This window comes from Streptomyces sp. NPDC058307, from assembly GCF_042880295.1.
Taxonomy (GTDB): domain Bacteria; phylum Actinomycetota; class Actinomycetes; order Streptomycetales; family Streptomycetaceae; genus Streptomyces.
Genome location: NZ_JBHVYZ010000015.1, coordinates 24,963 through 35,680 on the forward strand (window position 1 = coordinate 24,963; position 10,718 = coordinate 35,680).

At 68.9% G+C, this 10,718-nt stretch carries 14 protein-coding genes, 1 tRNA gene and 1 pseudogene; 13 read left to right on the forward strand and 3 right to left on the reverse strand.

Annotated features, from left to right (window positions below; genetic code table 11):
* Positions 1–94: 94 nt before the first annotated feature.
* The 10 genes and pseudogenes from ACFVYN_RS13555 (at position 95) to ACFVYN_RS13600 (ending at position 6,108) form a co-directional block, all read left to right on the forward strand.
* The gene (locus ACFVYN_RS13555) at positions 95–427 is read left to right on the forward strand and encodes a MerR family transcriptional regulator (protein WP_389997026.1); all 333 of its coding nucleotides are present in this window, start codon (positions 95–97) and stop codon (positions 425–427) included.
* Positions 428–486: 59 nt separating this feature from the next.
* Positions 487–1,284: a hemolysin III family protein gene (locus ACFVYN_RS13560; protein WP_389997029.1), complete on the forward strand. Its 798-nt coding sequence runs from the start codon at positions 487–489 to the stop codon at positions 1,282–1,284.
* A gap of 121 nt (positions 1,285–1,405) precedes the next feature.
* The gene (locus ACFVYN_RS13565; RefSeq protein WP_389997033.1) at positions 1,406–2,716 is read left to right on the forward strand and encodes a PP2C family protein-serine/threonine phosphatase; all 1,311 of its coding nucleotides are present in this window, start codon (positions 1,406–1,408) and stop codon (positions 2,714–2,716) included.
* A 76-nt stretch (positions 2,717–2,792) separates the two neighbouring features.
* Positions 2,793–3,629, forward strand: coding sequence for an alpha/beta fold hydrolase (locus tag ACFVYN_RS13570; RefSeq protein ID WP_389997035.1), 837 nt, complete (start codon positions 2,793–2,795; stop codon positions 3,627–3,629).
* A complete protein-coding gene (locus tag ACFVYN_RS13575) occupies positions 3,622–4,206 on the forward strand; it encodes a TetR/AcrR family transcriptional regulator (RefSeq protein WP_389997038.1) in 585 nt (194 codons plus the stop codon). The genes ACFVYN_RS13570 and ACFVYN_RS13575 overlap by 8 nt, the downstream gene beginning before the upstream one ends.
* Positions 4,207–4,294: 88 nt before the next feature.
* On the forward strand, positions 4,295–4,675 hold the full coding sequence (locus tag ACFVYN_RS13580; RefSeq protein WP_389997040.1) for a hypothetical protein: 381 nt from the start codon (positions 4,295–4,297) through the stop codon (positions 4,673–4,675).
* Positions 4,676–4,757: 82 nt separating this feature from the next.
* On the forward strand, positions 4,758–5,024 hold the full coding sequence (locus ACFVYN_RS13585; protein WP_389997042.1) for a CopG family transcriptional regulator: 267 nt from the start codon (positions 4,758–4,760) through the stop codon (positions 5,022–5,024).
* A pseudogene (locus tag ACFVYN_RS13590) lies at positions 5,021–5,140 on the forward strand (VapC toxin family PIN domain ribonuclease); the annotation flags it as partial. The gene ACFVYN_RS13585 and the pseudogene ACFVYN_RS13590, both read left to right, overlap by 4 nt.
* A 339-nt stretch (positions 5,141–5,479) precedes the next feature.
* Positions 5,480–5,701 carry a type II toxin-antitoxin system VapB family antitoxin gene (locus tag ACFVYN_RS13595; RefSeq protein WP_389997310.1) on the forward strand — a complete coding sequence of 74 codons (222 nt, stop codon included), beginning with the start codon at positions 5,480–5,482 and terminating at the stop codon, positions 5,699–5,701.
* Positions 5,698–6,108 carry a PIN domain-containing protein gene (locus tag ACFVYN_RS13600; protein ID WP_389997044.1) on the forward strand — a complete coding sequence of 137 codons (411 nt, stop codon included), beginning with the start codon at positions 5,698–5,700 and terminating at the stop codon, positions 6,106–6,108. Before ACFVYN_RS13595 ends, ACFVYN_RS13600 begins: the two co-directional genes overlap by 4 nt.
* 412 nt (positions 6,109–6,520) lie before the next feature.
* Here the strand turns inward: ACFVYN_RS13600 and ACFVYN_RS13605 are convergent.
* A tRNA-Gly gene (locus tag ACFVYN_RS13605) sits at positions 6,521–6,594 on the reverse strand.
* A gap of 498 nt (positions 6,595–7,092) precedes the next feature.
* Between ACFVYN_RS13605 and dcd the strand changes: the two genes are divergently transcribed.
* The 3 genes from dcd (at position 7,093) to ACFVYN_RS13620 (ending at position 9,058) form a co-directional block, all read left to right on the forward strand.
* Positions 7,093–7,668: a dCTP deaminase gene (gene dcd, locus ACFVYN_RS13610; protein WP_352387564.1), complete on the forward strand. Its 576-nt coding sequence runs from the start codon at positions 7,093–7,095 to the stop codon at positions 7,666–7,668.
* On the forward strand, positions 7,665–8,168 hold the full coding sequence (locus ACFVYN_RS13615) for a phosphoribosyltransferase (protein WP_389997048.1): 504 nt from the start codon (positions 7,665–7,667) through the stop codon (positions 8,166–8,168). The genes dcd and ACFVYN_RS13615 overlap by 4 nt, the downstream gene beginning before the upstream one ends.
* 104 nt (positions 8,169–8,272) lie before the next feature.
* On the forward strand, positions 8,273–9,058 hold the full coding sequence (locus ACFVYN_RS13620) for a calcium-binding protein (protein WP_389997051.1): 786 nt from the start codon (positions 8,273–8,275) through the stop codon (positions 9,056–9,058).
* A gap of 98 nt (positions 9,059–9,156) precedes the next feature.
* Here ACFVYN_RS13620 and ACFVYN_RS13625 read toward each other — a convergent pair whose 3' ends face one another.
* Both ACFVYN_RS13625 and ACFVYN_RS13630 read right to left on the reverse strand, forming a co-directional pair.
* Positions 9,157–10,119, reverse strand: coding sequence for a YIP1 family protein (locus ACFVYN_RS13625; protein WP_389997054.1), 963 nt, complete (start codon positions 10,117–10,119; stop codon positions 9,157–9,159).
* A gap of 34 nt (positions 10,120–10,153) precedes the next feature.
* Positions 10,154–10,718: FG-GAP repeat domain-containing protein (locus ACFVYN_RS13630; RefSeq protein WP_389997057.1), on the reverse strand; the 565-nt coding region annotated here is incomplete at its 5' end.

A 10,718-nucleotide genomic window follows, 5' to 3' on the forward strand; every position in this document is an offset into this window, starting at 1 on the left:
CTTTCCCTGGGCGGGATTCTGTTTTTGCTGTTCCTCGGGTTTCTTGGGGCCCTCGGGCACCTGCACCCCTCCACGCGTTCCACAGAGAGGTGAGATGACAGCAGACGATCCCCTCGGCCGTCTCGACGACGACGATTATCCCGCCTACACCATGGGTCGGGCTGCCGAGATGCTCGGCACCACCCCCGGCTTCCTCCGCGCCCTCGGCGAAGCCCGCCTCATCACCCCGCTCCGCTCCGAGGGCGGACATCGCCGCTACTCCCGGTACCAGCTGCGGATCGCCGCCCGCGCCCGGGAACTCGTCGACCACGGCACCCCCATCGAGGCTGCCTGCCGCATCATCGTCCTCGAAGACCAGCTCGAAGAAGCCCAGCGCATCAACGCCGAGTACCGCCGCGCCGCCTCCCGGCACACGGTCGGCATCTGAACCGCAGTCCGCAGCGAGTGGCAGGCCGCACTCATCCTTCGATTTCAGAATACGGGCGCATGATCGCCGAAGACACTCAGCCGCCGGAACGCAGGCGCGATCCCCAGCCTCGCCCCGGCGCCGCTCCCGACGTCCTGCGACCCGTGGTCGATGCGCCTGCCGACCCAGCCGACCCAGCCGGCCGGCCGGCTGCCGCCGGTCCGGAAGGCGGGGCAGAGCGTGTGGCGGCGGCGCTGAAGCCGAGGATGCGCGGCTGGCTGCATGCCGGTGTGTTCCCGCTGTCCCTGGTCGGCGGCATCGTCCTGATCGCCGTCTCGCGCTCGGCGGCGGCAGTGGCGGCCTGCTCGGTGTACGCGCTGTCGGCCTGTCTGCTGTTCGGCACCAGCGGGGTCTACCACCGCGGAACGTGGGGCCCGCGCGGGGAGGCGGTCCTGCGGCGGCTGGACCACGCGAACATCTTCCTGATCATCGCCGGCACCTACACCCCGCTGGCGGTACTACTGCTGCCCACGGGTCAGCAGCGGGTGCTGCTGGCCGTGGTGTGGGCGGGTGCCCTGGCCGGCATCGCCTTCCGCATCCTGTGGATCGGGGCTCCCCGGTGGCTGTACACCCCGTGCTACATCGCACTGGGCTGGGTGGCCGTCTTCAACCTGTCCGACTTCGCCCGCAACGGCGGCACCGCGGTCGCCGTACTCGTCGTCGCCGGCGGTCTGCTCTACACCGCGGGCGCAGTCGTGTACGGACTCAAGCGCCCCGACCCCTCACCGGCCTGGTTCGGCTTCCACGAGGTCTTCCACGCCCTCACCATCGCCGCCTTCGGCGCGCACTACACGGCCATTCTCCTGGCCGCCGCGTGACCGCGGATCGGAGGCGGCCCCGAGCACGGGATCGGGGCCCCGACCGCAGACGGTCAGCGAGAGCGGCGGGCGAGGGGCCCCTGGTGGAGTCCTCGGCGTCATCGAGCAGTGAGGAACCGACGTGACCGCACGAGGGCCGGACGGCGGGCGGACCTCCCGCCCTCGCGGGGACGAAGACCGCCAGGACAGTCGCCAGGACAGGACGACGACTCTGGCCGTGACGTTGGCGGCGGCGGAGGCGGCGGCGCCCGTGGAGTCGCTCGACGTGGTCGCACGCATGCTCAAGGAGCACCTCGGGGCGGTGTCGGTGTCGTTCCTCATCACCGACTTCACCGGCGGCTCGGTCGTACGGCTGGGGGCGGCGGGCAGCGTCGAGACCGATGAACCGGCCCGGCGGATCTTCCTGCGGGGCACCGTGTACGACGACGTGATCCGCACCCAGCGGCCGAGCGTGGAGAAGCGGGGCGGGGACGCGCTGGTGCGGATCGTCGCCCCGGTGACCAACCGCGGGGACGCCATCGGGCTCCTCGAACTGTTCCTGCCCGCGGCGCCGGACGCGGAGGTGATGAGGGAGATCGGCGAGACCGCGCACGCTCTGGCGTACATCGTCATCGCCAACCGGTCCTACACGGACGTCTACCAGTGGGGCCGCCGTACCGTCCCGCTCAGCCTGGCCGCGGAGATCCAGCACCGGCTGCTCCCGGCGTCGCTGGCGTGCGAGGCGGCGCAGTTCGCGGTGGCCGGGGCGCTGGAGCCGGCCGACCACGTCGGGGGTGACACCTTCGACTACGTGATCGACCGGGACACGGTCCAGCTCTCCGTCACCGATGCCATGGGTCACGATGTCGACGCCGCGCTGCTGGCCACCCTGCTGGTGGGCGCTCTACGCCGGGCCCGGCGGGCCGGTGGCGGCCTGGACGATCAGGCGCGCCAGGCCGACCAGGCCATGCGCGAGCACGGCCGCCAGGGCTACGTCACCGGACAGCTCCTGCGTATCAGCCTGATCGACGGCACCACCGAGTTCGTCAACGCCGGGCACCCCTGGCCGCTGCGGATGCGGGACGGGCAGGTGCGGGAGCTCACTCCGAAGATCGACATGCCGTTCGGCTTCCCTGCCCCGCACAGCTACCGGGTCCAGTCGCTGGACCTGCGGCCTGGCGACCGGCTGGTGATGCTGACCGACGGCATGCTGGAGCGCAACGCGGGCAGCCTCGATCTGCCCGACCTGATCGTGCGCACCCGCGATCTGCATCCCCGCGAGGCCGCCCGCACACTCATCGCGGCGGTCGTCGACGCCCACCACGGCCATCTTCAGGATGACGCGACCGTCATGTGCCTGGACTGGAGGGGCGTCGGTCATGCCCATCGTGTCGCCGCCACCGGAGCCGACCTCACCGACGCCTCCGCCGCGTCAAGGCCCGACAGGGGTTGATCTTCTTGGCTATGGGCATTAGCTTCTAGCTAATCGAATTAGCTTACGGATGGCCGTGAGCGAGCTGGGAGATGTCATGGCTGAGTTCGTCTCCGTCCCGGGCGGCACCATCGCCTACGAGGTCACCGGAGAGGGCCCGCTGATCGTCCTGGCCCACGGCATGGGGGACAGCCGTGCGGCGTACAGGTTCGTCCTGCCGCGTCTGGTGGCGGCGGGATATCGGGTGGCAGCCGTCGACCTGCGGGGCTGCGGCGAGTCGAGCGCGCAATGGCCTTCCTACTCGCGCACCGACATCGCGGGCGATCTGCTCGCGGTGATCCGCCACATCGACAGCGGCCCGGCCGTCCTGGTCGGCCACTCGATCTCCGGCGGCGCCGCCACCATCGCGGCCGCTCAGGATTCCGCACTGGTCAGGGGCATCATCGAACTGGGCCCTTTCACACGCGCTCAGTCGATCAAGCTCGGCGACTTCCGCTCGAAGAACTACCGCAAGGGTGCCTTCCGGCTGCTCGGCGCCACTCTCTTCGGCAGGGTGGGACTGTGGTCCCGCTACCTCGACCACGCCTACCCGGGCCGAAAGCCGGCCGACTGGACCGACCGGCTGGCCCGCATCGAGGCGATGCTGAGCGAGCCCGGCCGGATGCGGGCGCTGCAGAAGATGGGGCAGTCGGCACCGACGGACGCCGGCGCCCAGCTGGGCAACGTACGGTGCCCTGCCCTGATCGTGCAGGGCTCGCTCGACCCCGACTGGGTCGATCCGCGCGCCGAGGGCGAGGCGATCGTAAGTGCGATGCCGGCCGGCGTCGGAGAGCTCGCGGTGATCGAGGGAGCCGGCCACTACCCGCACGACCAGTACCCCGAGGAGACGGCGTCCCTGATGCTGACCTTCCTGGAAGCACACGCCCGTGCCTAGGGCGGGCCTCGACACGAGCGCCGTCGTCGCGGCGGGAGCGGAACTCGCCGACGAAGTCGGTCTGGCGGGCCTGACCATGGGTCTGCTGGCCGACAGGCTCGGCGTACGACCGCCGTCCCTGTACAAGCACGTCGGCTCCCTGCAGGAACTGCGGCACGGCATCTCCGTCCGGGCCAAGCGCGAGTTCGCCCATCAGCTGGCCCGGGAGTCCGTCGGCCGTTCCGGCCCGGACGCGGTCCGGGCGTTCGCCGACAGCTACCGCCGCTGGGCCCTGGAGCATCCCGGTCGCTACGCCGCCACCCTCCCCGCTCCAGTGGCCGGTGACGAGGAGGACCGCCGCGTCAGCGAAGCGGCGCTGCAGGTTCTGCTCGACGTCCTCGCGGGTTTCGGCCTGCCCGACGAGCGCGTGGTCGACTCCGCACGGGCCATGCGATCAGCACTTCACGGGTTCGTCACCCTCGAGGGCGACGGCAGCTTCAGGATGTCCCGCGAGGTCACGCGGAGTTTCCACTTCCTCGTCGACACCCTGATCGCCGGCTTCCAGGCCGACCCTCCCGATCACGCCTCCGAAGGATGACATGACTGCCACGGAATCTTCGGCCGAGCCGTCGTCCTCGTCGGAGGCGCCCTTTGCCGATCGCGGTCAGGAGGCCGCCGTAAGCACCGTGAGGACCAGGACGCAACGGCCGGGGCACGACTACGTCCGAGGCGGCGTGCGCGTCGCCGGCGAGATGACCGCTTGGGTGTGCACCCCCTGGGCCCTGTGGTCGTACTCCATCCCGTTGGCGATCGGCGCCGTCCTGCTGCTGATCGGACTGCCCGCCGTCTTCAGCACCCCGGGCGACCGGCCCGGCGCGGACGCGCCCGTCGCGGTGCCGGGCATCGTCACCATCCTGCTGGTCGTGCTCCACCTGGTGGCGGCGACAGCGTCCGCGTGGGCCCTGTGGGGAACGTGGATCGCCGCAACGGTGACTGTCCTGTGCCTGATCGTGCCGTTCACCGAACTACCGCGCTGGCGGGCCCTGTTGTCCGGTAGGGGCGTGTGAGGCAGGCTCTGTTGGTCCTCAGCAACAGGACATGGGGAGTGTGCCGGATACCTCAATCCGGTTCATGGACCATCCTTGGTACATGCCCATGAAGCGCACGAACGTCTACGCGGACCCCGAGGACTTGGCCATCATCAAGGAGGCCGCCAAGCGCCGGGGTATAAGCGAGGCCGAGATCATCCGCCAGGGCATCCATCTCGCCGCCATGGCGAACCGCGTCTGGGACGAGCCGCTGTTCTCGCGCACCTTCGAGGGCCCGGGCCGCACGCTGTCCGAGCCGGAGGTCCGCGACACGGTAGCCGAGGCCGTCCGGCGTGAGACCGGCTCGGAGTCCGGATCCGCCGAGTGATCATGGTCATCGCCGATACGTCCGGCCCTCTGGCAGCCCTGGACTCGGCTCACCCGGAACACCATGCGGCGAACGAGGCCATCATCGTGGCGGCCCTGCTGGTCATGTCCCCGCTCGGGTCTTCGACAAGAAGTCCTTCGACTTCCTGGGCTCGGCGGACGCGCACTGCTGGATGTCGGGGTCGCGGACAAGGCAGGCGAGACACCAGCCGCATGATTCCCCGTCCTTGGAGCCTCTCAGCTTGGGAGGCGATGGCACTTGCATGGGATGCATGCTTGGACCTGCATAGATGCCTCCGCGGCGGCGATTGCGAAGGCCGGGCCGCGCCGCTGTCAACCATGACTGTCCGCTCCCGTGGGCACGCCGTGGGTCCAGACCGTGGTCGCGCAAATGTTGGTGGCGTATTGTTCTTTGTACATCACCAACATAACCAACTTCGTGCAGGAGGTGCCCGCATGTCTGTGACCCAGATCGACATCGACGACGACGCTCTGGAACGTGCCATGGCGTTGTCCAAGGTCAGGACCAAGAAGGAGGCAGTCAACCTCGCCCTGCACTTCTATGCCGAACAGCAGGAGCGTGCGGCGCGCATCAGCCGCCACTTTGAGCGTGCGCGTGAATGGGGTGCCGTCGAGGACGCGGAGCGTCTGCACCAGGCGGAGAAGAACAGCTCGTGATCTACCTGCTCGACACCTCCGGCCTGGTCCGCCTGCTCCGCGATCCGAAACTGCAGTCGGCCTGGTACGACGCGATCGACGCCGGGGTCATCGCATCCTGCTATGTGCAGCGCGCCGAGTTCCTCCACAGTGCCCGGAACGGACGCGAGTACGACGAGATCACGGAGATGTTCACCGACCTCTACCCCGATGCGGCCGTACCGAAGAACGCGGGGCGCTGGATCGGCGCGGTGCAGCACCGTATGGCCCGGGCCGGAGAGCATCGCAGTGCCTCGGCGGTGGACCTCGTCATCGCCGCGACCGCAGCCCATCACGGACTGGCTGTCCTGCACGACGATGCCGACTACCACGCCATTGCCCGGCACGCATCCGACCTGACCGAGCACAACATCCACGACATCGTCTGAGAGGTTTCCACCGTGCCTGCGTCAGGCGAGGTCGGCGGACCATGTCGTCATGCCGGAGAACACGGAGCATCGCCCGGGTGCCGCCCGATCCGTCAGTTTCCGCTATGGCGTGCTCGTCGAAGTCCTGTTTGCTCGGCAGGAGTTCGGCAATCGGCAGGGCTGCGGCGTCCGTAAACGCCATCCGTCTCTCCGAGGGGGCGGACAAGCTGAGGGCTCACTGACGTGGCCGATGGGCGGACGCAGCGAAACCGCAGGTCCACGGCACCTTTCGGGGTCCGAAACGGTGAGCCTGCCATGGCCACCGAGAACGCGTGCCCTCCATGTGCCCGATCTTCGTGCATCTCAGACAGGTCTCCGCCGGAAAGTCCCCGCCAACAAACAAACCCCAGGCCGCTGACCTGGGGTTTCAATATGGAGCGGGTGACGAGAATCGAACTCGCACTCTCAGCTTGGGAAGCTGATGTTCTACCACTAAACTACACCCGCGCGTGACGCCGAACGGACCGGCGTCGGAACGCACTGTCACTTTACCTCATCCCAGGCCCCCGGTGCCGAAGCCGTGGGGCCTGAGTGTGTTCGTGGGGTGGGACGGGGCTGCGGGGCGCGGGAGTTGGGGCGTACGGTGGAGAGGTGGGAGAGGGGCCGGGTGGGGTCGGAGTGCCGCCTGGAGGACCGTCCCACCCATCCCGTAATGTGGCTTTTGTCGTCAGGCGAGCAGCAGCCTGACGCGGCTCTTGGGGAAGGGACTCTAGGACTTGATGGAGCGCACCGTCGTCCGTTGTGCCGATGGGCACGTGTTCAGCACCGCTTCGTTCCCGATGCAGCAGGCCGAGCGCCTCGGTCCCGGACGGCTCGTCCGGTGTCCTCGCTGCGCCCGGCTTCGCAGCGTCGTTCCGGTGACCTTGGAGAAGCACTGAGGATCGGTACCAGGCGCGCGGACCGTCCGATGGTGGTCGGTTCGCGCGCCTTGCGTATCCTCGGGGCGTGCTTCTCTCAGACAAGGACATCCGGGCCGAGATCGACGCCGGACGGGTACGGATCGATCCCTACGACGAATCCATGGTGCAGCCGTCCAGCGTCGACGTACGGCTGGACCGTTACTTCCGGGTGTTCGAGAACCACCGGTACCCCCACATCGACCCCTCCATCGAGCAGGCCGATCTGACGCGGCTCGTGGAGCCGGAGGGGGACGAGCCGTTCATCCTCCACCCCGGGGAGTTCGTCCTCGCCTCCACGTACGAGGTCATCACGCTCCCCGACGACCTCGCCTCCCGCCTCGAGGGCAAGTCCTCCCTCGGCCGGCTCGGCCTCGTCACCCACTCCACGGCCGGCTTCATCGACCCCGGCTTCAGTGGACACGTCACCCTGGAGCTGTCGAACCTCGCCACGCTTCCCATCAAGCTCTGGCCGGGCATGAAGATCGGCCAGCTGTGTCTGTTCAAGCTCTCCTCGCCGGCCGAGTTCCCCTACGGCAGTGAGCGCTACGGCTCCCGTTACCAGGGACAGCGCGGGCCGACCGCCTCGCGTTCCTTCCTCAACTTCCACCGGACCCAGGTATGAGCAACGCAGACGTGCGGGAGAACCTCACCTACGAGGCGTTCGGCACCGCGGTCCGTGAGCTCGCGCAGACCATCGCCGACGACGGCTACGAGCCCGACGTCGTGCTCTCCATCGCCCGCGGCGGAGTCTTCGTGGCCGGCGGCCTCGCGTACGCCCTCGGCTGCAAGAACATCCATCTTGTCAACGTCGAGTTCTACACCGGCGTGGGGACCACCCTGGAGATGCCGGTCATGCTGGCCCCCGTCCCGAACGTCATCGACTTCTCCGACCAGAAGGTCCTCATCACCGACGACGTCGCCGACACCGGCAAGACGCTCAAGCTGGTGCGCGATTTCTGCCTCGACGCCGTCGCCGAGGTCCGCTCCGCGGTCATCTACGAGAAGTCGCAGTCGCTGGTCAAATGCGAGTACGTCTGGAAGCGAACCGACGAGTGGATCAACTTCCCGTGGTCGGTCGAGCCGCCCGTAGTCAGGCGGGACGGGCAGGTTCTTGATGCGTGAGCGGGCTGCGTTGCCCGGGTGATTGGGTTAACTCTGTGGTGAGGCTTTGGTCAACGACGTAGGCTCCCTCTGATCAATCGCGAACGCCCCGGGGGGACCCTTTCATGCGCATGACCGCGCGCCTTGCCCTGTTCGGTACCAGCATCGCCCTGGTCGCCACCGCGACCGGTGCCACCGCCGCTCAGGCGGAGGACGGCGGTGCGGGCAACATCACGATCGACAAGGTTGTCGTCAACGGCGGCAAGCCGATCGTGGTCGGTACCACCGCCACCGTGTATGCCAAGGTCACCGTGACCGCGTCGGACGACTCGGGCATCAAGGAGAACACGTACATCAGCGCGTTCGGCCCGACGCCCAACTACGACCAGATCTGGTTCGACGAGGGTGAGATCACCTGTGCCGAGGTCAGCGCCACCACCTCGACCTGCACCGGCACGCTGACGTTCGACCCGCAGGGCGGCAGCGCCATCAACGGCAACACCGCGGCGGCCACCTGGCGGCTCAGCACGCTGGTCTCGGCCCACGACTTCGACTACATCCACCGCGACGCGGCCACCACCTTCAAGGTGCAGCGCGCCTCGAAGCTGACGGTCAACGCCTCGCCGGAGCCCGTGAAGAAGGGCAAGACCATCACGGTCACCGGCAAGCTGTCGCGGGCCAACTGGGAGACCAGCACGTACGCGGGGTACAGCAACCAGCCGGTGAAGCTCCAGTTCCGTAAGAAGGGCTCCAGCACCTACACCACGGTCAAGACGATCAAGAGCAACTCGACGGGCGCGCTGAAGACGACCGTCACCGCCGCCACCGACGGCTACTTCCGTTACAGCTTCGCGGGCACCGCGACCACCCCGGCGGTCTCCGCCGCGGGTGACTTCGTCGACGTGCGGTAGCGGACGTGCGCAGGCACTGAGCGACGAAAACTGAGCGACGAAAAGAGGGGCTCCCCGTCGGGGAGCCCCTCCTCGCGTATCCGGCGTCCCCCGGAACCTCAGAACGTCCCCAGCTTCACGATCGACAGCAGTGCGATCAGCTGGATCGCCGACGCGCCCAGCGCCTTCGGCCACGGCAGGTCGTGGGACCTGGACACCATCAGGGTGAGCAGGGCGCCCGCCGCCACCCAGGTCGCCCAGCCCAGGAGCTGGACGAAGGACGCGTCGCCGCCGAAGAACATGGCCACGATCAGACGGGGGGCGTCGGTCAGGGACATGATCAGCATGGAGAGGCCGACCGTGGGCTGCCACGCTCCGTCGCCGCCGAGCTGGCGGGCCAGGGCGTGGGTGACGACGCCCAGGACGAACGCCGACAGGGCCATGGCGACGGCCGTGGTCAGGACGATGGGGATCGCGTTCGACAGGGTGGCGTTGATCGCGTCCTTGCGGGCGTCCTCGAAGCCGAACACCGCGAGCAGGCCGTAGAGGAAGGTCACGACGAGGGCCGGGCCCCACATCGTGTAGTCCCGCATCTGGAGGAAGGTCTGCCGGGGGGAGAGCAGGATGCCCTTCAGGAGTTCCTTCCAGTGCAGGCGAGGGCCCACGGGGCCGGCCGGTGCCGAGCCCGCGCGGTAGGTGCCGCCCTGGTTGTAGGGGTCCTCGTCGATCGAGAACGCCTGCGTGCTGCCCGGGTTGTTCGCGGCGTACGGGTCATGGCCGCCCTGCGGGTGCGGGGCGCCGCCGGCACCCGCGCCGTCGCCGAAGTACTCCGGCTCGTCGTAGCCCCCGCCGCCCTGGGTCCACTGGCCCGGATGGGGCTGGGGCGCGGGGGGATAGCCGTACGGCTGTCCCTGGGGCGCCTGCTGCCCGTACGGAGGTTGTTGCGGTCGCGCGTGAGGAGCGCCGTTGTCCCGGCCGCGTCCGATCCTGAATCCAGCCACGTCTTCGAACGTACCTGGTCCTGGAGAGTGACGGGCGCGGCCGGGCGTTTCGGGGACGGCTTTGCTGCCGAGCTGTGACATCCCTTAAGGGGGTTCTCAGCCGTCCCCTACGGGGTCAGGGGCTCAGGAACGCCGACGTGGAGAACGTGACGCAGGGCTCGGCGCTCACGAGCCCCCGCTTCGCGCCGGAGAAGACCGCGACGGTGTCCTTCGTCTCGCTCCGGTACGTCCGCACGGCGAGGTCGGCCCGCCCGTCGCCGTCGAAGTCGCCGACCGCGACGACCCGGGTGGTGCCGGTGGCGGGGGGTTCGACGACGACCGTCGCCGTGGTGGACGGGCCCGTCGTACGGCCCTGGAAGACGCGCAGGCGCGAGCCGCTGGAGACCAGTTCGCTCAGGCCGTCGCCGTCGAAGTCGGCGGCGTCCAGGACCGGGCCGGGGGAGGACAGGGAGCTCTTCGTCGCGCTGGGGAGGTCGTAGCGCAGTGACGTTCCTCCCATGGCACCGACGGCCGCGTCCAGGGCCTTGCCGCGGCCGAAGGAGCCGAGGGCCACGTCGATGCCGGACGGCAGGACGGCTCCGGTGCGCGCCGGGCCCGCCGGACCGCCGAGGACCACGGCGGAGGGGCCGTTGCCCTGGGCCGTACGGACGATCAGGTCGTCGTAGCCGTCGCGGTCGCGT

Coding starts and splice junctions, on each gene's coding strand:
- ACFVYN_RS13620 (WP_389997051.1), top strand. CDS start 8,273: ATGCGCATGACCGCGCGCCTTGCCCTGTTCGGTACCAGCATCGCCCTG.
- ACFVYN_RS13625 (WP_389997054.1), bottom strand. CDS start 10,119: ATGTCACAGCTCGGCAGCAAAGCCGTCCCCGAAACGCCCGGCCGCGCC.
- ACFVYN_RS13585 (WP_389997042.1), top strand. CDS start 4,758: ATGCCCATGAAGCGCACGAACGTCTACGCGGACCCCGAGGACTTGGCC.
- ACFVYN_RS13615 (WP_389997048.1), top strand. CDS start 7,665: ATGAGCAACGCAGACGTGCGGGAGAACCTCACCTACGAGGCGTTCGGC.
- ACFVYN_RS13560 (WP_389997029.1), top strand. CDS start 487: ATGATCGCCGAAGACACTCAGCCGCCGGAACGCAGGCGCGATCCCCAG.
- ACFVYN_RS13570 (WP_389997035.1), top strand. CDS start 2,793: ATGGCTGAGTTCGTCTCCGTCCCGGGCGGCACCATCGCCTACGAGGTC.
- ACFVYN_RS13595 (WP_389997310.1), top strand. CDS start 5,480: ATGTCTGTGACCCAGATCGACATCGACGACGACGCTCTGGAACGTGCC.
- ACFVYN_RS13555 (WP_389997026.1), top strand. CDS start 95: ATGACAGCAGACGATCCCCTCGGCCGTCTCGACGACGACGATTATCCC.